Raw genomic sequence first — 22040 nt, 5'->3', positions numbered from 1 at the left:
GGTGGCTTTGGAGCCTCTGGTGCCGCCCAAATTGGTGCCCGCAAATCGCCGCGTTGCGTCAAAAGGAGGGGACTTTCGATGTCCGCCTCACCGCCGCCCTTCGCGCAGCCAGGCCCAAACGGTCAGCCCAGCCAAGATCACCAGCCAAAGCCAGCCGGGGAACAGTGGCATCAAGCGGGTGGATTGGGTGACAAAGGCTGCGCGCGGGGTCACTCCGATCCAACCACGTCCCGCCACCACCCGGCCCTCGGCCACGGTGCGGATCATCGGGAGACCCTCAGACAGCGCCATGACGCCGCCTTTGGTCGCGGCAATGACCGGGGCCAATGTGTCCCCCGTCGCGATGGTTTCCTCAAACTCACGCGGCGCGGCAGGGCCCAAGACCATCACCGCCTCTTGATCCCCCTCGGACAGGCGATAGAGCCCCATCTCGGCGCCTTGATGCTGGGCCATAAACCGCCCCGGGCTGACCTCTTCCATCGGCACGGTCACGGTGGTGCCGTCGGGGGCCTCGATTGTGACCTCATGGTCGCGATCGGTCAGGCTGCGCCGGGTGATGGTCAAACTCGCGCCATCCGAGGTGGCGGTCAGCGCTTCTTCCTCAAGCTCGGGCTCTTTCATCATCCAATGCGCCAAACGCCGCAGCAATTCGAGTTGCGGCCCGCCGCCCTCGATCCCACGCGTCCAAAGCCACGCATGATCGGAGGCCAGCACCGCCACCCGGCCCTCACCGACCCGATCCAGCACCAAAAGCGGACGACCCTCGACACCAGACATCACCACTTCGGGCGCATTCGGGCCGGTTTCTGTACCGGGATCAAGGTCGATTTGCCGAAACCAGCGTCCCCATTCGGGCGCGTCCGTGGCAAAGCGCAACCCGCCAAGACCCTCGGTCACCGGATGGCGCGCGCCCATATCGGTCAGGCGCGGTTGATAGCCCTGCTCATAAATCCGCCCCGAGGGCGCAAGCGGAATGATCCGTGCAAGAGGCGAACGATAAAGGCTGTCTGCGCTGGCAAAATCGGGCCCGGCGGCAAATAGAACCGCACCGCCGTCTTCGACATAGCGCGCGATGTTGTCCAGATAGGAGGGCGGAAGGATACCGCGCAATTTGTAACGATCAAAGATGATCAGATCGAAATCATCGACCTTTTCCATGAACAATTCGCGGGTTGGAAAGGCAATGAGCGACAGTTCGGTGACCGGAACCCCGTCTTGTTTGGATGGCGGGCGCAAAATGGTGAAATGGACAAGATCGACGGAGGGGTCCGATTTCAACAGGTTGCGCCATGTGCGTTCGCCATTATGCGGCTCGCCCGAAACCAAAAGCACGCGCAGACGATCCCGCACGCCGTTGATTTGCACCATCGCCGCATTGTTGCGTGTGGTCAGTTCGCCGGGGGCTTCGGGCAGGGTGAATTGGATCACGTTCATCCCGCCATGCGCCAAAGTCAGCGGCACATCAATGGCACGACCGACGGGGATGGTAAATTCCTGCGCTTCACCGCCATCAATCGACACGATCAGCGGCGTGGTGACACCGATGGAGGCGGGCACGGCACCTTGGTCCTCAACTTTGAGGGTCAGGATGACCTCTTCGTCCAAAATGGCAAAAGACGGCGCGTTTTCAACGACCAGGCGGCGATCCCAATCCTCTGGCGCGCCGGTGAGCAACAGGTGCAATGGCGCGGGAAAGTCCGGGGCCAGATCCACATCATGCAACTGCCCATCCGAGACCATAATCGCCCCGGCCAAACGCCCGCGTGGCTCATCGGCCATGGCCTCAGACAGAGCTGTCATCAACAGCGTGCCCCGGTTGTCGGGGGCATCTCCTAAGGGCACGATGCGCAGCTCAGTGTTGGGCAAGGCGCTGATGCGCGCGGTGAGGGTCTCGACGGCTTGGGCGGTCTGAGATGTGCGATCCGCGAGGTCTTGCGAGGCGCTTTCATCGACCAGCAAAAGCACGATGTCCGACAGCGGATCGCGCTCCTCTTGCTGCACAGACGGCCCGGCGAGATAGATCAGGATCAAAACCGCAGCTCCTGCACGCAGGGGCCAGCCGCGCAGCCCGCGCAGGGCAGCAAAGCCCACAAGCACCAGCGCAATCCCGGCAAGGATCACCAGCACGGAGAGCGGCAGATGCGGAGAAAAGATCAGATCGCGGATCATTGGCTCAACCTGTCTAACAAGGCGGGGACATGGACCTGATCGGATTTGTAATTGCCGGTCAGCACATACATCACCAGATTGACGCCAAAGCGATAGGCCAACTCGCGCTGACGCTCGCCATTAAACCCGCGCCCAACGGGGACCAAAGCCACACCTGTGTCATCCACCGCCCAAGCCGCCGCCCAATCGCCGCCGCCAATCACCACTGGGGTGACATTGTCGTTGAGATTGCGAAACGGCATGCCCTCGGCCTGTTCGGCATTGGCAGAGGCTTCGACCCAAACCGTGCCCTCAGCATAGCGTCCGGGGAATTCGCGCAACAGATAAAAGGTGCGGGTGAGGACATGGTCTTCGGGGATTTGTTCCAGCGCGGGGATGTCGAGCGGACGTGCCAGAGCCTGAAGTTTCAGACCCGTCGGGGTCGCCGCGCCAAACCCCGCGACATCGGCGTCACGCGTGTCAAACAAGATCATGCCGCCCGTGCGCAGATAGGCGTTGAGTTTGGTATAGGCGGCGGCCGTTGGGACGGGTTGATCGGCGGTCACCGGCCAGTAGAGGATCGGAAAGAACCCAAGCGGATCGGTGTCGAGGTTGACCCCCATCGGCGGCGACGGCTCCACCGAGGTGCGGGCATTGAGCACGGCAGACAGACCCGCAAGACCCGCCTCAGACAGGCTGTCGAGACGGGCGTCTCCGGTACGAACATAGGCCAGCGCCACCTCAGAACTGGCGGCCAAAGCAAAGGGATCGGACAGGGTGTCAGACGCCTCTTGGGCGCGGGGTGCGGAGAGCGGCATCGCGAGCGCCAAGAGCAAAATCGGCACCACCCGTGCCCCGAACAAGCGGCCAGAGAGCCAAAGCGAGGCAATCATATCCGCAGCCAAAAGCAACAGAGCCGCCAAAAGGAGCGCGGGCTTCAGCGGCCGTTCGTTTCGGCTCTGACTGCCCGTGACGGGAATGTTTGCGGGCCATTGCGCCGCAATGAGGTGATCCTCAGCCGCCAAAACATTCAGCGCCAAAACGCTATCGCGGGCTTGGTACAGCCCCGCAGGGGTGCCCGCCGACGCCTCAGCCGTGGCAAACACCGCCCCTTCAATCGGCAACATCGCCGCCGCATCCCTCAACTGCCCAAACCCATCCAACCGCTTCAAAACCTGCACCGTTTGTCCCGTCAAATCATCGACCTCGGTCTTGGCCGCCCGCGACGTCACGGCCAACCGATCCAGCATCGACACAAACAGACCCGACAAAGGCAAACTGGACCATTCGGCATTGGCGGTGACATGGAACAACACCACCTGTCCCTGCCCCACTGGCTTGCGCGTCACCAAAGGCGTGCCATCGCCCAAAGTCGCAATCACCCGCGCCGCCAGATCGGGGTCGGGTTGCGCCATGACTTGGGCGGACACTGTGACATCTTTGGGCACGGGAAGGCCGTAAAATGGCGAGGTCTCGGCAAAGGGCCGCAGGGTTTTCGGTTCACCCCATGACATCGCGCCGCCAATCGTGCGTCCGCCCGCGCGCAAACGCACCGGCAAAAGCGGGTCTTCCACGTCGCGCGCCACATCAGAGGCGGCCAGATTTGGCCCGGCAAAGCGCAGCAAAAGCCCGCCCGCATTGACCCAATCCAACAAAGGCGCGGCCTCGCCGTCGGACAGATGAGCAATGTCGGCCAGAATGATCACATCCGGGTTGGCTTGAATCAGATCGGACAAGGCGCCTTCGATCACATCGGCTTTGCCATTCAACGCCGCGCGCAGGTAATGCAGTTGCGACAAGAGCTGAAGCCCCTCGCGGCTGTCGCGCACGGTCACAAGGCCAACTTCACGGCGCTTGAGACTGTCGTCAGCCAAACGGATTGCGCCAGCGGACCGCTGACCTTCGATCTCAAACCGGGTGATGCGATTGCGCAGTTCAGGCGGCAGATCAAACAGGGCGGACACCGCGTCCTCGCCGCTGCCAAATGTCACCTCTTGGCGCGCCAAAACCCGCGGCACGCCCGCCGGGTCCGGCCCATGCACCAACACGGTCACCGCGGCCTCGCCCACCGTCCCGCGCCGCTGAACCAATAGGTCCACGCCGGTTTCATCCACTGTGGTCGGCCCCAACCCATAGAGGGCGCGCGGGGTTTCGAACACCGACACAGACCCCTTAGCGTCCAAGAGATCAAGCACTTCGGCGCGCCCTGCCCGTTCCAACCCGTCGGAGAGCCAAAGCGTTTCATAGCCACCCTGGATCGTACCGAGTGCCGTCAAAAGATCGGCCATCTCGGGGGGCAGGACGCAGGCGCAAGGCCCGGCAACCGCGCACGCCAATCAGAGGCGGAGAGAAAATCGCAAGGCTGGGCGGATATGGCTGTGGCGGGCAAAATGCAAACAGTGCGATTGTCCGCCTCAGCCTCTTCGAGCGCTTGCTCCACTCGTCCAATCCGCAGGCTCCAATCGGGAGCTGAGGCCCAGCTTGCGTCCATCACAATCAGCAATGGTCCGGTGCCGCCACGTTCCACACGCGGGTTCAACACCGGCCCGGCAAAGGCCAAAATCAACGCTGCCACCGCCACCATCCGCAACAGCAAAAGCCACCACGGCGTGCGATCCGCCTCAGTCTCGTTATCGGTAAGGCCGAGTAAAAGCGCAACGCCGGGAAAGCGACGGCGGGTTGGCGCAGGCGGCACGGCGCGCAGCACGAACCACAGGATCGGCAGGACCAAAAGCCCAAGCAAAATCCAAGGGGCGGTGAAGCCAATTGGGCCTAAAATCCACATCAGCGCGGCCCCTCCAGACCTTCATACAGCCACAAAAGCGCGGGCTGTGCCGGGGTGTTGGTGTGATGGGTGGCAAAACGCCACCCGGCCTGATGCGCCAGATGCGCAAGCTGGGCTTTGCGCTCGGCAAGACGGTCAAGATAACGGTCACGAAGGTCGGAGGCGCGCAGGGTTTCGTGGCGCAACCCACCCGCCATCGAGGTAAAAACCGTGCGCCCCTGAAAGGGGAAAGCCTCTTCGGCGGGATCAAGGATTTGGTACATAAGCCCGGTGATACCGCGATCCGCCGCCGCCCCGATGGCGCGTTCGACCGGCGCGATCGGACCTAAAAAGTCAGACAAAAACACCGCGCGGGATTTGGGCAAAAACGATGTGGCATCCGGCGCGCCGTACTCTGCGCCCTCAGCCTTTGGATCAGGGCGCAAGCCTTCCGCGATACGCCGCAATTGCAACGCACCGATCCGTGGCGGGGTGCCCAAAGAGGCCAAAGCCACACGTTCGCCGCCTTTCATCAACAAGATCGCCAGCGCCATGGTCAAAAGCCCGGCGCGCTCCTGTTTGCTCGGGTGGTTTTTGTCGGAGGAAAAGCCCATGGCGGCCGACAGATCCGCCCAAAGATGCACCGACTGCGCCGATTGCCATTCTTTTTCACGCACAAAATGACCGTCCGAACGCCCGGAGCGGCGCCAATCAATCGCGCGCCCCGAATCGCCGGGTTCTGCCGGGCGGTATTGCCAAAACTCATCGCCCATCCCGGCCTGACGCCGCCCATGCCCGCCCAACAAGAGCGTGCGCGCAAGCTGTTCGGCCTGCGCCTGAAGCGGAGGCAGGGGACCGGCCAAAGCTTCGGCGCGAGCACGCAGCGATGGCGAGGAGGGAGGCGAAAGGCTCACGCGGCGGACCGATTTTCCAAAAGGGTGGCGGCGACCGTATCAATCAGCGAGGCCAAATCTTCGCCCCGCGCACGGGCGGCAAAGGTCAATGCCATCCGGTGACTGAGCACGGGCTTGGCCATGGCGATCACATCGGCGGGGCTGGGCGCGAGACGGCCGTCCAAAAGCGCACGGGCGCGAATGGTCAACATCAAGGCCTGAGCGGCGCGTGGACCCGGCCCCCAAGCGACAGAGGCGTTGATCGCAGGCGTGGCCTCGGCTTCATGCGGACGACAGGCACGGACCAGATCAAGGATCATCTCGACCACCTGTTCGCCCACCGGCATCTTGCGCAACAACGCCTGCGCTTTGATCAATTCTTCAGCGGTGAAAACAGCGTGGGCCTCCGTCTCTGTCGCGCCCGTGGTGGCGATCAAAATGTCGCGCTCGGTGTCGCGGTCCGGGTAGGCCACATCGACTTGCACCAAAAACCGGTCAAGCTGTGCCTCAGGCAGCGGATAGGTGCCCTCTTGTTCCAGCGGGTTTTGCGTGGCGAGGACGTGAAACGGGGCCTCCAAATCATGCGGCTGCCCGGCGATGGTCACGGATTTTTCCTGCATCGCTTGCAACAGCGCCGATTGGGTCCGGGGGCTGGCGCGGTTGATTTCGTCGGCCAAAAGGAGTTGGCAAAACACCGGACCTTCGATGAACCGAAATGCGCGGCTGCCGTCCGTGGCGGTTTCCAAGACCTCGGAGCCAAGGATGTCGGCGGGCATCAGGTCCGGGGTGAATTGCACCCGCGCGCCTTTGAGGCCCATCACGGTCGAAAGCGTGTCGACAAGGCGGGTTTTGCCCAGCCCCGGCAGGCCCAACAACAGCGCGTGACCGCCACAAAGCATGGCAGATAACACCAGATCGACCACGGTTTCCTGACCAATGAAACGGCGGGTGATCGAGGTTTTCGCCTCCGACAGCTTTGCCCCCAGCGCTTCGATCTCGGCGACAAGATCTTCTGTGACAAGATTTTCGGGCGCAAGGCCCGTGGTGGTGGCGGTCTGGGTCATGGGCTTCACCTCTTAGGACGTTCTGTGTCACTCTTACGCTCGCCATTAGAGCGATCTATGCTGCAAAGCACAAATGACAAAGAGGTCAGAAGGGGGATTTTCGCGTGACTGTCTCAGCCGAAAGCATTGCCGCCGCCGTCAAGGCCGCAAAAACCCATGGTTTGCCACCCGTGGACAAATGGGACCCGCCATTTTGTGGCGATCTGGATATGCGGATCGCGCGGGATGGGACATGGTTCTATCTGGGAACGCCGATTGGGCGGATTGGATTGGTGCGACTGTTTTCAACCGTGTTGAAACGCGAAGGTGACGCCTATTTTTTGGTGACGCCGGTGGAAAAGGTGGGAATCACCGTTGAGGATGTGCCGTTTTTGGCGGTGGATTTCACGGCTTCGGGTCAAGGGACGGATCAGGTTTTGACCTTTCAGACCTCGGTTGGCGATGAGGCGGAGGCTGGCCCGGATCACCCCTTGCGCTTTGCCGACCGAGACGGAGAGCCCGCGCCCTATGTCGAAATCCGGGCGGGGCTTGAAGCGCTGATTGATCGCAAAAGCTTCTTTCGCCTCGTTGACCATGCTGTCACGCAGGAGATTGACGGCACGCCAATGTTTGGGGTCTGGTCCAAGGGCGTGTTTTTCCCGCTCGCGCCTGTGGATGATCTCAGCTGATGCCAAAATTTGCCGCCAACCTGTCATTTCTGTTTAAGGAATATCCGTTTTTGGAACGGTTTGCCGAGGCAAAGGCCTGTGGCTTTGAGGCGGTTGAGGTGTTGTTTCCCTATGATGAACCCGCCTCCGAGGTGGCCAAACGCATGGCCGATCTGAACCTCAAGATGGTGCTGATCAACACGCCGCCGCCGAATTACACCGGCGGCGAGCGCGGATTTGCCGCCGTGCCGGGGCTTGAGGATCGGTTCCGCAAAGATTTCAAACGCGCGCTCAGATATGCACAATTCTTAGGGGCCGAGCACATGCACATCATGGCCGGAAAGGCCAAAGGCTTGGTCGCGCTTGAGACCTTTAAAAAGAACCTCGCCTGGGCGGCAGCCGAAGCTCCGAGCATGAGCCTGACGATCGAACCGATCAATCCGGGCGACATGCCGGGGTATTTCTTGGATGATTTCGATCTGGCGATTGAGATTTTGGAGAGCGTCGCGGAACTGAACCTTGGGCTACAATTTGACGCCTATCATGCGCAAATCATCACCGGCGACGCCATGCTCGCCTGGGACAAATACGCCCCCTATGTGCGCCACATCCAAATCGCCGGACCACCCGATCGGCACGAACCCATCAAGGGTCTGGTCGATTATCCGGCGTTTTTCCGCGCCGTGGATGAGAGTGGCTATCGGGGCTGGGTCTCCGCCGAATATATCCCGAAAAAGCGCACCGAAGAGGGTTTGGATTGGTTTCGTCAGGCCAAATAGGTCTAAGAGACCTCTGATCCGGGCACACAGCCCTGCCCCGGAGCTTCGACTTCAAGCGTGGAATGGGTGATGGAAAACCGCTCCTTCAACAGGGTTTTCACCTGTGTCAGCACCACATGGCTCTCACCATTGAGCACCACATGCGCCTCAACTGAGCTGCGATGTTCGTCGATCTGCCACAGATGCAGATGATGGACGTCCTCAACGCCGTCGACCTCGCTCATCGCGGCGGCCACGTCGCCTGCCCGCGTGCCATCCGGCGCGCCGAGCATGAGAATGCGAATGACCGGACGGATTTCCAAAAAGGCATGCCAGAGAATATAAAGCGAAATGGCCACGGTCAGGATTGGGTCAATCAAACGCCAATCGTAAATCAGGATCACCGTCCCGCCAAAAATCACCGCCACCGAGGTGCCGGCATCGGCGAGATTGTGTAAAAACGCGGCGCGAATGTTGAGGCTGTTTTTCGACATGGAATAGGTCAGCGCAGCAGTGATCAGATCAATGACCAGCGCGATCCCGGCGATGATGATGACAATCCAGCCTTCGATCTCCGGCGGGTTCCAAAACCGCGCCACGCCTTCCGAAAAGAGGTAGATAGAGATGACCATGAGCGTGATGTAATTGATCATCGCCGCAACCACTTCGGCGCGGCCATAGCCAAAGGTCATAGCGCCGTCGCGCGGACGCCGCGCCAATTTACGCGCGCCAAAGGCGATGACCAAAGACACCGCGTCTGAGAGATTGTGAATCGCATCGGCAATCAGCGCCATCGAGCCGGAAATCACCCCGCCGATGATCTGGGCCACGGTCAACAACAAATTGACCCCGATGGCCGCCGCCATCCGCGCATCCCCTGCATCGGGGTCGATGTGGTGGTGGTGATGAGCGTGGGCGGCGTGGCGGTGATGATCATGGGGCATTGGGCGTCCTGTCTGTTTGGGCCAAGCGGACACCCCCAAGGGCGTGCTTGTCAACGGCGAGCTTTGCGCTGAATATGAGCCATTGCTCACATTTTGGAAACTCGCATCCGATGACCGACGCCACACCACCGCTTTCGCCCCGCAAAACACCGCGACAAGCACGCTCCAAAGCGACAGTTCACGCGATCCTTGAGGCGGCGGCTCGCATTTTGGAAACCCAAGGGGTGGACGCGGTGACCACAAATGCGGTGGCAGATCGCGCGGGCGTATCTGTTGGGTCGCTCTATCAATACTTTCCCTCAAAAGAGGCGATTTTTGCCGAGTTGATCCGGCAAATGCGTTCAGAGATGCGCGACGACATCTTTCGGGCCATAGATTTTGTGGCTGATAAGAGCCTTGAGTTTGCCATGGCGCGACTGGTGCGGGCGGTGATCCACCATCATGTGCATCGCGCACTGCGGGCAGACGCCCTTGAACATTTAGAGGCGCAATTGCCACCCGACCCGGACAGTATGGCCATGGCGCGCCAAACCCGCACCCGTTTGGCGCTGTTTTTGGCTCAGCATGACGTGCCGACGCCAGACCAAGCAGCAGGAGATATTCTGCACCTCATCATCGGCATAGCACATCCAGCACTTCACGGCGGGGAGACCGAGTTTGACGCCTTGGCACGGCGGATTGATCCGGCGGTTTTGGGGTATTTAGGGGCGAATGTGACATATTCTTAATTCAAAGCCATAAGATGTGTGCAATTTTGCAAAATCTCCTTGATATGTGCGAATTTACGCAGTTTTCCCCCAATTAGCCCAATCCTCACGCGAAATAACGATAAGGTCGCTAAATTGTGATCTGCATTTTCGCACATCACAATGGATAGAACCTGTATAAATGTTCCCATTTAAACATTCGAAGTCACGGCCTATATCAATTTCATCGAGACGCGCAAAAACACACAGACAGCGCGTCCCCCTAAATGAAACGCTGATAAAGGACTTTAATCATGACCAACTCTATCAAAACTCTCGTTGCCGCTGCTGTTGTTGCCGTTGCTGGTTCTGCCGCTTTCGCTGGCCCGAACTACATCATCCCCGGCCAAGCTCAGTCGCTGACCTCGACCGTCAACCTCGACCTGGTGCGCGCCGATGCCAACAGCACGGTTTACATCTACGACTTCCACAACGGTGAGCGCGGTGCGCTTTTGGGGTCCGAAGCTGTGCACGCAGGTGCAAACACCAACGTGAAAGTGCAATTGTCCCGTCCGGCCACGTCTGATGCGATTGCCGTTCTTTCCAACGACGGCATCACCGATCTTGACGTTCGCGATGTGAACAACGTTCAATAATCTCGCGCCCAATATAGGGCCTAGATAAAATCAAACCCCCGCCGATGTGAGTCAGCGGGGGTTTTTTTGATGTCTCCATGAAATAGAGCTTAATCGCCGAGCTTGGCGTGCACCTCGTCCAAATCGACCTCACCTTTCGGCATTTTATTGCCAGGGTTTTCAAAGTCGTATTGGAACAGCTGGAAATCTTTTTTGTAGATTTCCCACATCAAATGCATCGAGAGATCGTCAAAATAATCCTCGACCGGATGCAGCCGCTTTGGACCATGGCCCTCAGATTCGTTGAACCGCGGGATCGAGGCCAAATCGACCGTATGCCGGGTCTCGATGTGATCAAGCACATCCTGCATGCCTTCGTTGAATTTCTCGGTAAAGAAAATCTTATCATAGCTGCCGCCATTGACGATGAACGTCGACACATGCCCCGCCATCGCGGACCAGTGAATGTCCGGGTCCATCGGGCGGCGCCAACGGATGGTATCGCGCACAAACAAAAGGAACCGGCGAAACGAGGCGATTTGATCGAACTCGTCTTTGCCATCGTCGCCGCCAACTTCGATGCCGTATTTTTGGATCAGCTGCGGCACAAGGTTGCCACGATAGCGTTTTCCATTGCGCTGAATGCCGCAGACCTTGTCAAAAAATGACGACAGCACGCGGGTGTAGGGATTGCGCACACAGGTGAAGGCGTAGGATTTGTGAGCCTGCACATTGGCTTCGATCAACTGCTGGCTGCCCTCTTGGGCCCATTTGTGCATCCGATCTTTGCTGTCATGGATGTCGCCATCAAAAAACTCGCCATGATCGGAGTAGAACATAATCTGTCCGATGGTCGAACACGCGCATTTGGGGACGACGCGATATACGACACTTTCGCTTTCTGTCATCCAAGTTCCGGGAAAGCCCATATTTTACCACAACTCCTGATATGCCACGCGTCCGTGACCCTTTTCGCTTTAAAAGCAAACTTACCTTGATTATTCAATGATTGGTTACGTTTATATGCGAACAATGCGGCAAAAATGAGGTTACGGTTTCCAAAATGGCACGAATTGCATTCATTCTCCTGTGCCACAAGGACCCTGAGGCCATCATTGATCAGGCGCGTCGCCTGACGCGCACCGGAGATTACATCTCCATTCACTTCGATGCACGCGGCGGAAAAGAGACCTTTGAGGCGATCAAAGACGGCCTGAAAGACAATCCGAATGTCGCCTTTGCGACCAAGCGGATCAAATGCGGCTGGGGCGAATGGAGCCTTGTGCAAGCCACGCTTTACGCCCTTGAAGCGGCGGAGGCGTCCTTTCCGCGCGCAACCCATTTTTACATGCTTTCGGGAGACTGCATGTCGGTCAAAACCGCCGAATACATGCATGATTTTCTTGACCGCAATGATATGGACTATATCGAAAGCTTCGATTTCTTTAGCTCCGATTGGATCAAGACCGGCATCAAAGAAGAGCGGCTGATTTATCGCCATTTCTTCAATGAACGCACCCAGAAGAAATTGTTTTATCAAAGTTTCTGGTGGCAACGCCGGCTTGGCCTTGAACGCAAAATCCCCGACGATCTCCAGGTTATGATCGGGTCACAGTGGTGGTGTTTGCGTCGTCGCACGGTTGAGTGGATTTTGGATTTCACCAAAAAGCGGAAAGATGTCATGCGGTTTTTCCGCACGACCTGGATCCCGGACGAAACCTTTTTCCAAACCCTCGTGCCGCATCTTGTACCGGAAAACGAAATCCAAACCCGCACGCTGACCTTTTTGATGTTCACCGACTACGGCATGCCGGTGGTGTTCTATAATGACCACTATGATTTGCTGATTTCTCAGGACTATCTGTTCGCGCGCAAAATTTCGCCAGAGGCGAAAGAGTTAAAGAAACGATTGGGTGATTTGTTTGCAGCCAAAGGGGTTCAGTTTCAAATCTCAAACGAAGGGCGGTCCCTGTTTGAATTTTTGACTGGACGCGGTCGCGATGGGCGACGTTTTTCACAACGTTTCTGGGAAACCGAAAGCTCGCTGGGCCGTGACCGCGAACTTTTGATGATTGTTTGCAAAAAATGGCACGTCGCCAAACGGCTCGTCTCGCAGATCAAGGCAAAGACGGATATTCCCTGCCTCGAATATCTGTTCAGCGAAGAAAATACGCCGCTGCCGGATTTGGGTGGCATTGAGAAGAGTTTGGAAAAACGCACCCGGCACAGGCGCGCGTGGGTGCGGATGCTTTTGGATTATTTCGAAACCGACCGTATGGTCGTCTGTATTGATCCCGCCGGTCTCGACCTCATTCGCGATTTTTATAACGACCGATCTGGCACGCGGCTGTTGGAAATCGAATGTGAGTTTAGTGACGAATATCTGACCGGCCATGCCAAACGCACCGGGCTTGCGGGCGATCAGACGCCCGAGGACGCTTTGGAGCGGCTGTTGCCGACGATCCGCGCCGACATCAACCACGAAGGCGACCGCATTCGCGACGCGGAATTCGAGAATTACGGTCGGATTTCCCAATCCAAACCCCCAGAGGAAAACGCCCGGCCGCTTGCACGTTTCCTCGACATCTCCGAAGATGATGCGCGCGAGATCGTCTCGATGCATTATCTATTTTCCGACTGAGGAAGACCCCCATGCCCTACGCTTATGACGACCAGAATATTTTCGCCAAAATCCTGCGCCAAGAAATCCCGGTCAGCCCGATTTTTGAAAGCGACCATACGCTGGCGTTCCCCGATATTTCACCGCAAAAAGCGACGCATGTGTTGGTGATCCCCAAAGGGCCGTATCGGTGCTTTGATCATTTTGTACAGGCGGCCTCAGACGCGGAGCAGCTCGATTTTTTCAAATCGGTGGCGCAAATCGCCAAACAGGTTGGTGTGTCAGAGGCTTTTGGTGGCAATGGCTATCGGTTGATCACCAACTCCGGCGCAGATTCGCATCAGGAAGTGCCGCATTTTCACATCCACCTTTTGGGCGGCGAACCCATCGGCCCACTGACCAGCCGCTGATCCCACTTGGTGCCAAAACGACAAAGCCTCGCAATTGCGGGGCTTTTTGTATTTTATTGTGATCTCACTTATCTGCCAGACGTCAGTTCCACGAACACATCCTCAAGATCGGGTTCCATCGTGCGCACATCTTCGATCACAATCCCCGCCGCTTTCACCGCATCCAAAATGGCATTGGCCGAGGTTTTGCCGCGTGAATAATCAAACACAAACGTGCCGTCCTTTTTGCGCTCCATCCGCACGCCTTCTGGCAGGTCAAACTGCGCTGGCGCCTCGCCTTTCGGTTCGATCAAAAGCGTCTTGGCATCCATCAGCCCCAACAGGTTTTTGGTCGTGTCGCGTTTGATCAATTCCCCGTGGTTGATGATAGCGATTTCGTCACACATTTCCTGTGCTTCTTCGAGGTAATGCGTGGTTAAAATGATGGTCATGCCACGCTCCTCATTGAGGCGACGCACATTGGTCCAAAGCATCTGACGCAGCTCAATATCCACACCTGCGGTCGGTTCGTCCAACACCAGAATTTGCGGATTGTGCACCAAAGCTTTGCCCAGCAAAAGCCGCCGACGCATCCCCCCGGACAGCGTGCGCGCATAGGCGTCCGCCTTGTCTGTTAAGCCAATTAAATCAAGGATTTCATCCGAACGCCGGTCTTTTTTCGGCACGCCATATAACCCGGCCTGAACCTCCAATGCACCGCGCGGAGTGAAGAACGGATCAAGGTTCAACTCCTGCGGCATCACGCCGATGGCTGCGCGCGATTGCCGTGGATTCACATCCTGATCAAAGCCCCAGATTTTGACCTTGCCCGAGGATTTGATCACCAGCCCGGCGAGGATATTGATCATCGTCGATTTGCCCGCACCATTCGGCCCCAAAAGGCCAAAAATAGAGCCGCGCGGGATGGTCAAATCAATGCCCTTGAGCGCCTCTTTTGGCGCTTGGCCCTTGCTGCCCTTATAGGTCTTACGCAGAGCCTCGATCTCAATCGCATCGGTCATGGTCTCTCTCCCTCTTTGGCATGTCAGATTTGGCGGATGCCTCTTGTCCGTGCCGCACGGATCGTTATCATGCAGACCTGACTTAGGCGGTTGGACGCGCTTCGGCAACAGCAAGGCGGTGCAGACCCCATGATTGACGCCGCACATCCCCGCACAGGTCGCATGAGACACAGCAAAGCAGTCATAAAGGGACAGACAAACATGGCGATCCAAGCCCCAGAAACCGAAGTGGTCTCCACCTGGAAAGTGGCCTGTGATGGCAGCGAAGGTGCCTTGGGTCATCCGCGCGTCTGGCTGGTAATCCCCATGACACCGGCTATGTCGAATGCGGCTATTGCGACAAAAAATTCATTCATGAGAGCGCCAAACTCAAAGACGCTTGAAGGGCGTCTTAGCTTCTGAATGTTTGCGATATCTTAAAGTCTTGCACCTAGCCTCTTCATAGTTTTGATGTGAAAGGCGTTTCTGGTGCTGACTGTGAAACAAATCTCTTTGGTCCGTAACGACTTCCGGCGCCTCGCGTCGGTGCGGCCTGAGATGTTCAAACGCTTTTATGATCGGCTTTTCGAAATCGCGCCTGACACGCGCGATCGATATTCGGCGGACCTGACCGAGGAAGCCATTCGTGTGAATGGTCTTCTCGAAATTGCCTTTCTCTCCCTTGATCATCCTCAGGCGATGTTTGCCACATTGCACACCTTGGGCCGGGATTTTTCCGGCTTTGGGATCTGGGAGAAAAAATCGGACTTGGTCGTCGAGTTGCTCGTTGAATTGTTCACTGAATTCGGAGGCGAGGACTGGGGTGCGGAGCTTGAATTGGCATGGCATAGCGTGCTGATCTTTATTGCCCAAGGCATGAAAGAAGGGGTCACCTCCAACGGGGCAGCCGCCTGATTTGGCATAACCGCGCGCGATCTTCCGTAGAACGGCCTCCCAAAGGCATAAAGACACGTATCCGGGTTGCAGCCCCTCACGCTTTCCGTGCTATCAAGGCGCGGGATTTGCGATCAGAGGACACGCGTCATGACATTCGGTAAAGGCAGCCATCTTCACCTCATTGACGGCTCTGCCTTCATATTCAGAGCCTATCACGCGTTGCCACCGCTGACGCGCAAATCCGATGGGCTTCCCGTCGGAGCCGTCGCCGGGTTCTGCAATATGCTTTACCGCTATATCGAGGCCAACACTGGCAGTGATGCGCCCACCCATGCCGCTGTTATCTTTGACTATTCCGGAAAAACCTTCCGCAACGATCTGTACCCGGCCTATAAGGCCAACCGCCCGCCTGCCCCCGAAGAACTGGTGCCGCAATTCCCGCTGACCCGCGAGGCCACCCGCGCGTTTAACGTGTCTTGTATCGAAATCGAGGGCTTTGAAGCCGACGACATCATCGGCACCCTGTCCTGTCAGGCGCGCGAGGCGGGCGCGCGAGTCACGATCATTTCGTCAGATAAGGATCTGATGCAATTGGTCGGTGGTGGGGTTGAGATGCTCGACCCGATGAAAAACAAACGCATTGACCGTGAAGGCGTCGAAGAGAAATTCGGCGTCGGTCCCGAGCGGGTTGTCGATGTGCAGGCACTGGCCGGGGATTCGGTCGACAACGTGCCCGGCGCGCCGGGAATCGGGATCAAAACGGCTGCCCTTTTGATCAATGAATATGGCGACCTTGAAACGCTTTTGGCGCGGGCGGAAGAGATCAAACAACCCAAACGACGTCAGGCCTTGATCGACAATGTTGACCAAATCCGTGTCTCGCGCGACTTGGTCAAACTCGATTGCGACATGGAGTTGGATTTCTCCCTCGACAGTCTCGAAGTCCAAGAGCCCAAGCTTGACGATCTGGTCGCCTTTCTCGTCCAAATGGAGTTCCGCACCATTGTCAAACGCGTGACCGAACGCTTTGGCGTCGATGCCCCGGCGATCCCGGATGCCCCAAATTCCAGCGCCAGTTCAGAGGCCCCAGCCACGCCAAAAGCCCTGCCGTTTGACACCGAAACCTATGAAAAAGTCTCAAGCATGGGGGCGCTTGAGCGTTGGATCGACGCGATTTATGCCCGTGGTTATGTTGCGGTCGACACGGAAACCACCAGCCTGGATGAAATGCAAGCCGAGCTTGTCGGCATCTCACTGTGCGTCGAACCAGGCACTGCCTGTTACATCCCCCTGGGTCATACGATTGGCGAAGATGACCTGTTTGGCGGCTCGAATCTTGTCGATGGGCAATTGTCCAAATCTATGGTTCTGGACGCATTAAAGCCGGTTCTGGAGGACGACAGCATCCTCAAAATCGGCCAAAACATGAAATATGATGCCAAGATTTTCGCGCGCAACGGCGTGACCGTCACGCCCTATGATGACACCATGTTGATGTCCTATGCGCTGCACGCCGGGCTGCACAATCACGGCATGGATGCCCTCTCCGAGCGCTATCTCAACCACGTCCCGATCCCCACCAAAGAGCTTTTGGGCAGCGGCAAATCCATGATCACCTTTGACAAGGTCGAGATCAACAAAGCCGTCGCCTATGCCGCCGAAGATGCCGATGTCACCCTGCGCCTGTGGCAGGTGTTCAAATCGAAGCTCCACGCCGAACAGGTCACCACCGTCTACGAGACCTTAGAGCGCCCGCTGTCGCCGGTTTTGGCGCAGATGGAAATGGCCGGAGTGATGGTCGATCGCGATGTGCTCTCGCGCATGTCCAACGCGTTCGCGCAAAAAATGGCCGGGCTTGAGGCCGAAATTCACGAGCTGGCAGGTGAAAATTTCAACGTCGGTTCGCCCAAACAGTTGGGCGAAATCCTATTCGATAAAATGTCCCTGCCGGGCGGGAAAAAGGGCAAAACCGGAGCCTATGCCACGGGTGTGGACATCCTCGAAGACCTCGCATCCGAAGGCCATGACCTGCCCGCCCGCGTGCTCGATTGGCGGCAATTGTCCAAGTTGAAATCAACCTACACCGACGCATTGCAACGGTTCATCAACCCCGAAACCGGCCGTGTTCACACCTCTTATGTGCAAACCGGCGCGGTCACCGGGCGCTTGTCCTCGACGGATCCGAACCTGCAAAACATCCCGGTGCGATCTGACGAAGGCCGCCGTATCCGCGAGGCCTTTATTGCCCCAAAAGGCCGCAAACTGATCTCGCTCGATTACTCTCAGATTGAATTGCGCATTCTCGCCCATGTTGCCGGGATCGACAGTTTGAAACAGGCGTTTCGCGACGGGTTGGACATTCACGCCATGACCGCAAGCGAGATGTTCGGCGTGCCGATTGAGGGCATGGACCCAATGGTCCGCCGCCAAGCCAAAGCGATCAATTTCGGCGTGATTTATGGCATTTCGGGCTTTGGACTTGCACGAAACCTGCGCATTCCGCGCAGTGAAGCACAGGGCTTTATTGACCGATACTTCGAACGCTTCCCCGGCATTCGCGCCTATATGGACGATACCGTGGCCTTTGCCAAAGACCTCCTCTATGTCCAAACCCTGTTTGGGCGCAAAATCCACACGCCCGAAATTGCCACCAAAGGACCGCAAGCCGGGTTTGCCAAACGCGCCGCGATCAACGCTCCGATCCAAGGTGCCGCCGCCGACATCATTCGCCGTGCCATGGTGCGGATGCCTGATGCGATCCGCAATCTGCCCGCCACGATGTTATTGCAAGTCCACGATGAATTGATTTTCGAGGTCGACGAAGAGGCCTGTGATCAGGTGGTCGAGGTGGTCAAAGACGTGATGGAAAATGCCGCCGGACCGGCCGTCAAACTCGATGTCCCAATTGAGGTGGACGCCGGTATTGGCAACAATTGGGCCGAAGCGCACTGATCTTCATTGCAGCTCAAATCCTCATAAAAACGGCGCGCGAGGCTCCCCGCGCGCCGTTTTGATACGAAGTGACGCTTTAGATCAGCCCCTCGTTTTGAAACAAGGCCTTGAGGTCCGCCTCCGGGCGCGGGCCAATGTGCGAAATCACTTCTGCGGCGGCCACACAGCCCATCCGGCCACAGGTTGCAAGGCTTTGTCCGGTGGCGTAGCCATAAAGAAAGCCCGCCGCAAATTGGTCACCCGCCCCGGTGGTATCCACGGGTTGCACGCGTTTGACCGGGACCACAGCCTCTTCATCGCCCCGCACCAGCACCACGTCAGAGCCGCCACGCGAACAAACCACAAGGCCACATTCCGCGGCGGCCAGCTCCAAAGCCGCAGACAGGTCGGTTTGGTACAGGCTTTCCCATTCGTGTTCGTTGCCGATGACGAAATCCATCTCTTTGACAAAGGTGCGGAAATCGGCACGGTGGCGGTCAACGCAGAACGGGTCAGACAATGAAATCCCAACCTTGCCGCCCGCCGCCTTGGTCAGTTTGGCGGCTTGGTCAAAGGCGTATTTGCCCTTGGGTTTGTCGTAGAGGTAGCCCTCAAGAAACATGATATCTGTATCGCCTGCGGCGGCTTCGGTCACATCGGCCTCAGAAATTTCAGAAGAAATCCCCAAATAAGTGTTCATCGAGCGTTCGCCATCGGGGGAAACGAAGATCATCGACCGCGAGGTCGGCAATTCGCCACCCGGCACAGGCGCATTCACAAAGGCGGTGCCATCGGCCACCATTTCGGAGGCATAAAACCGCCCCAAAGCGTCATCATGCACGCGCCCGATAAATCCGGTTTTCAGACCTAACATCCCCAGCCCCGCCAGAGTGTTGGCGACCGAGCCGCCCGGCGTTTGGACCCGGTTTTCCATGGAGCCATAGAGCATCTCGCCGCGCTCACGTTCGACAAGCTGCATGATGCCTTTTTCGATTCCCATAAGCTCAAGGAAACTGTCGTCGGCCTGGCTGATCACATCGACGATGGCGTTGCCGATGCCGACAACCTGATAGGTTTTAGTCAAAATTCTTCTCCTCGAAGGCACAGAGATCTCGTATCAAGCAAGTGCTGCACAAAGGTTTACGCGCTTTGCAGGTGTAGCGGCCGTGCAGGATCATCCAGTGATGCGCATGTTGTTGGAATTCGGCGGGGACATGGTCTTCGATGGCGCGTTCGACCGCGACGACATCTTTGCCAACGGCCACGCCTGAACGATTGCCAAACCGGAAAATATGGGTGTCGACGGCTTGGGTCGGCACATGCCACCACATGTTCAACACCACATTGGCGGTCTTGCGGCCCACGCCCGGCAGGCTTTCAAGAGCGGCGCGCGACGAGGGCACGACACCCTCATACTCATCGACCAAGATTTGGCTCAATTTGATGACGTTTTTGGCCTTATTGCGATAAAGTCCAATGGTTTTGATATGCTCGATCAGCCCCTCTTCGCCCAAATCGAGCATCTTTTGCGGCGTGTCGGCAATTTGGAACAAGGCATGCGTGGCCTTGTTGACACCCTTATCGGTCGCCTGCGCCGACAGCGCCACGGCCACCACCAATGTATAGGCATTGACGTGATCAAGTTCGCCTTTCGGCTCGGCTTCGGCCGCCTGAAAGCGGGTAAAGATCTCTTTGATCGTGTGATAATCAAGCTGTTTCATGAGCATTCTAATGCCTTGTCGTGCCGCGCGGAGCAAGCCGTAGCTGACATCCGTGCGATTTTCTTAAAATCAGACAAAAATCTGCGCAATTTAGAGCCTTTGGCATGGCTCAGGATTAATCGCCCCTTCAAGCTTTGCTGAAAAACTTGCCCTAACTTGGCTATTTGCAGGATCACACATATGGACGCTTTCGCGGATATGAGCCCTTTTGCGGGAATGGGGATGACCGACGCGGAGCTTTTGTCCGATGAGGCCCAGATACCAGATCACACAGCACAGAGCAGCCGCAAATGTCTTTCGGGTTTTGGCCCCGGTGTGATGATTGAAACCGCCGAAGGCCCGCAGCCCGTCGAATGGCTGCGCTCCGGCGACCTGCTGTTGACGCGTGATCACGGCTATCAACCGCTGCTTTGGGCGGGGAGAAGTGCCCTGAACGAGACCAATGTCACCAATCCTGTGCGCATTTTTGCGGGCGCTCTAGGTGAACGCACCCCGGAACGCGATCTGATCCTGTCCCCGGATCATCATATTTTATTGAGCGCACCACAGATCGAAGTGTACTTTGCCGAATCCGAAGTGTTTGTCCCCGTTTCGGACGTCGCCACCGAGGCGGAGATCGCGTTTGCCATCCCCAATCCCCAATATGCCTATTGCCATCTTCTCATGAAAGAGCACGAGGTCCTTTTGGCCGAGGGAATTTGGATCGAAAGCCTGTTCCCGGATGAGGACACCCTGTCCATGCTCCCCCCCAAATCAGCCGATCACGTTCGGGCAATGCTTGGGCCAAATTATCACAGCATCGTCTCAGCCCGCCTGATGTTACATCGGGGGGAGGCTTTGGTGTTAGAACCTCGCTCCGTGATCGCCGCGCGACGCATGGCCGCCTAAGGGATCGGATGCGGTGCAGTTTTGACAAGTTTCGGGTCGGCAAGGGGCCACAAAGCGACTAGGCTCTGAGCGATTGCATCAGACCCCGGATACCGCCCGTGACCCACGCACCATCGCCCCTTGAGGATCAATACCACTACAACGTGATCCGTCGCGCCATTGACCTGTTGGATCAAGCCCCCTTGCCCTTGCCATTGGACGCGCTGGCGCAGGATTTGGGCATGAGCCCGCACCATGCGCAAAAAATCTTTTCACAATGGGCCGGTGTGTCGCCAAAACGGTTTCAGCAATATCTGACCTTGGGCCATGCCAAGGCAATGATCGCGCAAAATCATACGATGGTTGAGGTGGCCGATGGGGCCGGGCTTTCGAGCACGGGCCGCCTGCATGACCTCTTTATGCGCTGGGACGCGATGACGCCGGGAGATTTTGCCCGCAAAGGTGCTGGGCTGTCCCTCACCTATGGATGGTTCGCGACGCCCTTTGGCGAGGCCTTGGCCATGGCCACCGAACGCGGCCTTTGCGCCCTCGCCTTTATCTCTGAGACCACGCGAGAGGCGGCCTTTGCCGATCTATCCGGGCGCTGGCCCGCCGCAACCTATAATGAAGACGCCGACACAGTCCGCCCCTATATCACCGCTGCCATCGGCGGTGGTGATTTAAAACTGCACCTCATCGGTGCGCCATTTCAGATCAAAGTCTGGGAGGCGCTTTTGTCGATCCCTTCGGGTCAGGTCACCACCTATTCCGACATCGCTGCGGCCATTGGTGCGCCCAAAGCCGTACGGGCGGTCGGCACTGCCGTCGGACGCAATCCGGTGAGCTGGCTGATCCCTTGCCACCGCGTTCTGCGTAAAACCGGGGCTTTGGGCGGCTATCACTGGGGTTTGCCGGTCAAACGCGCCCTTTTGGCCTATGAAAGCCTGCAAGCCGACAGCGAAACACCCCCGCCTAAGCAGAAACCCGCCACAATTGCGTGATACGCGAAAATCCACCGTGTTTCTGGCGCAATAGAGCGGTAAAACCAGCACAAGAGCAGTCTTTAACACGAGGA

General features: G+C 57.6%; 18 protein-coding genes and 2 pseudogenes. 11 read left to right on the top strand and 9 right to left on the bottom strand.

Annotated features, from left to right (window positions below):
* Positions 1-87 precede the first annotated feature (87 nt).
* The 4 genes and pseudogenes from DA792_RS20475 to DA792_RS20460 form a co-directional block, all read right to left on the bottom strand.
* Positions 88-2169 (bottom strand): hypothetical protein, encoded by a 2082-nt coding sequence (locus DA792_RS20475; protein ID WP_107722425.1) that lies wholly within the window; start codon positions 2167-2169, stop codon positions 88-90.
* Positions 2166-4933 (bottom strand): annotated as a pseudogene (locus DA792_RS20470) (DUF4159 domain-containing protein). The gene DA792_RS20475 and the pseudogene DA792_RS20470 overlap by 4 nt, the downstream one beginning before the upstream one ends.
* Positions 4933-5826, bottom strand: coding sequence for a DUF58 domain-containing protein (locus DA792_RS20465; protein WP_107722424.1), 894 nt, complete (start codon positions 5824-5826; stop codon positions 4933-4935). Before DA792_RS20465 ends, DA792_RS20470 begins: the two are co-directional and overlap by 1 nt.
* Positions 5823-6869, bottom strand: a complete 1047-nt coding sequence (locus DA792_RS20460) for an AAA family ATPase (protein WP_107722423.1) — start codon at positions 6867-6869, stop codon at positions 5823-5825. The genes DA792_RS20465 and DA792_RS20460 overlap by 4 nt, the downstream gene beginning before the upstream one ends.
* A gap of 104 nt (positions 6870-6973) precedes the next feature.
* Between DA792_RS20460 and DA792_RS20455 the strand changes: the two genes are divergently transcribed.
* Together DA792_RS20455 and DA792_RS20450 are read left to right on the top strand one after the other, a co-directional pair.
* A complete protein-coding gene (locus tag DA792_RS20455; RefSeq protein WP_107722422.1) occupies positions 6974-7537 on the top strand; it encodes a DUF1285 domain-containing protein in 564 nt (187 codons plus the stop codon).
* Positions 7537-8295, top strand: coding sequence for a hydroxypyruvate isomerase family protein (locus DA792_RS20450; protein WP_107722421.1), 759 nt, complete (start codon positions 7537-7539; stop codon positions 8293-8295). Before DA792_RS20455 ends, DA792_RS20450 begins: the two co-directional genes overlap by 1 nt.
* A gap of 2 nt (positions 8296-8297) precedes the next feature.
* Here DA792_RS20450 and DA792_RS20445 read toward each other — a convergent pair whose 3' ends face one another.
* Entirely contained in the window at positions 8298-9218 is a 921-nt protein-coding gene (locus DA792_RS20445) for a cation diffusion facilitator family transporter (protein WP_107722420.1), read from the bottom strand.
* A gap of 110 nt (positions 9219-9328) precedes the next feature.
* On the opposite strand from DA792_RS20445, the gene DA792_RS20440 reads away from it, so the two are divergent.
* Together DA792_RS20440 and DA792_RS20435 are read left to right on the top strand one after the other, a co-directional pair.
* Complete coding sequence (locus DA792_RS20440; RefSeq protein ID WP_159075343.1) at positions 9329-9946, top strand: TetR/AcrR family transcriptional regulator; 618 nt, start codon at positions 9329-9331, stop codon at positions 9944-9946.
* A 272-nt stretch (positions 9947-10218) separates the two neighbouring features.
* A complete protein-coding gene (locus tag DA792_RS20435; RefSeq protein ID WP_107722418.1) occupies positions 10219-10560 on the top strand; it encodes a hypothetical protein in 342 nt (113 codons plus the stop codon).
* Positions 10561-10649: 89 nt separating this feature from the next.
* Here the strand turns inward: DA792_RS20435 and DA792_RS20430 are convergent, their stop codons facing one another.
* On the bottom strand, positions 10650-11468 hold the full coding sequence (locus tag DA792_RS20430) for a sulfotransferase family protein (RefSeq protein ID WP_107722417.1): 819 nt from the start codon (positions 11466-11468) through the stop codon (positions 10650-10652).
* Positions 11469-11602: 134 nt separating this feature from the next.
* Between DA792_RS20430 and DA792_RS20425 the strand changes: the two genes are divergently transcribed.
* Positions 11603-13180, top strand: coding sequence for a DUF5928 domain-containing protein (locus DA792_RS20425; RefSeq protein ID WP_107722416.1), 1578 nt, complete (start codon positions 11603-11605; stop codon positions 13178-13180).
* Between the two features lie 11 nt (positions 13181-13191).
* A complete protein-coding gene (locus DA792_RS20420) occupies positions 13192-13569 on the top strand; it encodes an HIT domain-containing protein (protein ID WP_107722415.1) in 378 nt (125 codons plus the stop codon).
* A gap of 68 nt (positions 13570-13637) precedes the next feature.
* On the opposite strand, the gene DA792_RS20415 is transcribed toward DA792_RS20420, so the two are convergent.
* Positions 13638-14570: an ABC transporter ATP-binding protein gene (locus tag DA792_RS20415; RefSeq protein WP_107722414.1), complete on the bottom strand. Its 933-nt coding sequence runs from the start codon at positions 14568-14570 to the stop codon at positions 13638-13640.
* Positions 14571-14771: 201 nt separating this feature from the next.
* On the opposite strand from DA792_RS20415, the pseudogene DA792_RS20410 reads away from it, so the two are divergent.
* The 3 genes and pseudogenes from DA792_RS20410 to polA all read left to right on the top strand — a co-directional run bounded on the left by DA792_RS20410 (position 14772) and on the right by polA (position 18398).
* Positions 14772-14953: pseudogene (locus DA792_RS20410) on the top strand (zinc-finger domain-containing protein).
* Positions 14954-15038: 85 nt separating this feature from the next.
* Positions 15039-15464: a globin domain-containing protein gene (locus DA792_RS20405; protein WP_107722413.1), complete on the top strand. Its 426-nt coding sequence runs from the start codon at positions 15039-15041 to the stop codon at positions 15462-15464.
* Positions 15465-15593: 129 nt separating this feature from the next.
* Positions 15594-18398, top strand: coding sequence for a DNA polymerase I (polA, locus tag DA792_RS20400; protein WP_107722412.1), 2805 nt, complete (start codon positions 15594-15596; stop codon positions 18396-18398).
* 76 nt (positions 18399-18474) lie between these two features.
* On the opposite strand, the gene DA792_RS20395 is transcribed toward polA, so the two are convergent.
* Together DA792_RS20395 and nth are read right to left on the bottom strand one after the other, a co-directional pair.
* Positions 18475-19461, bottom strand: a complete 987-nt coding sequence (locus DA792_RS20395) for an adenosine kinase (protein WP_107722411.1) — start codon at positions 19459-19461, stop codon at positions 18475-18477.
* Entirely contained in the window at positions 19454-20104 is a 651-nt protein-coding gene (gene nth, locus DA792_RS20390; protein WP_107722410.1) for an endonuclease III, read from the bottom strand. The genes DA792_RS20395 and nth overlap by 8 nt, the downstream gene beginning before the upstream one ends.
* 174 nt (positions 20105-20278) lie before the next feature.
* On the opposite strand from nth, the gene DA792_RS20385 reads away from it, so the two are divergent.
* Together DA792_RS20385 and DA792_RS20380 are read left to right on the top strand one after the other, a co-directional pair.
* The gene (locus DA792_RS20385; RefSeq protein ID WP_107722409.1) at positions 20279-20986 is read left to right on the top strand and encodes a Hint domain-containing protein; all 708 of its coding nucleotides are present in this window, start codon (positions 20279-20281) and stop codon (positions 20984-20986) included.
* Between the two features lie 89 nt (positions 20987-21075).
* Complete coding sequence (locus DA792_RS20380; RefSeq protein ID WP_107722408.1) at positions 21076-21966, top strand: methylated-DNA--[protein]-cysteine S-methyltransferase; 891 nt, start codon at positions 21076-21078, stop codon at positions 21964-21966.
* Positions 21967-22040 lie beyond the last annotated feature (74 nt).

Source organism: Celeribacter baekdonensis (assembly GCF_003047105.1).
GTDB lineage: Bacteria > Pseudomonadota > Alphaproteobacteria > Rhodobacterales > Rhodobacteraceae > Celeribacter > Celeribacter baekdonensis_B.
The sequence above is the reverse complement of the archived record's forward strand: the minus strand, read 5'-3'. Positions and strand labels throughout refer to the sequence as shown.